Source organism: Mesorhizobium sp. M8A.F.Ca.ET.207.01.1.1 (assembly GCF_004794715.1).
In the GTDB taxonomy this organism is placed as follows: Bacteria; Pseudomonadota; Alphaproteobacteria; order Rhizobiales; family Rhizobiaceae; genus Mesorhizobium.
This window is the reverse complement of the sequence record NZ_SRUS01000211.1, coordinates 1-373: the sequence shown is the minus strand read 5'-3', so window position 1 is coordinate 373 and position 373 is coordinate 1. Positions and strand designations below refer to the sequence as shown.

At 67.0% G+C, this 373-nt stretch carries 1 protein-coding gene; it reads right to left on the bottom strand.

What is annotated here, in order from left to right:
• A partial coding sequence (locus EN850_RS34215; RefSeq protein WP_189591297.1) for a helix-hairpin-helix domain-containing protein occupies positions 1-373 on the bottom strand: 373 nt, incomplete at both ends.

Below are 373 nucleotides of genomic sequence, written 5' to 3'. Positions count from 1 at the left end.
GTCGCGGCCCGGCTTCTCCAGTTCCCTGAGGATGTCACGCACGGTCGGCACGCCGAAGGTGGCATCGGTGAACTGCTCGGCCTTCAGGCCGCGCAGGAAGCTGCCATCACCAATCAGCGCCTTGATCGGGCGCGCGGTGCTGGCCACGATGCGCTCGACCACCGGGTAGGCTTCTGGATGCACCGCCGAGGCGTCCAGCGGTTCATCCCCGTCGGCAATGCGCAGGAAGCCGGCGCACTGTTCAAAGGTCTTCTCGCCCAGGCGCGCGACCTTCAGCAGCTCCTTGCGACGCTTGAACGGCCCGTTCTCGTCACGATGGCGCACGATGTTCTCGGCCACCGTCGCCGACAGCCCGGACACCCGCGACAACAGT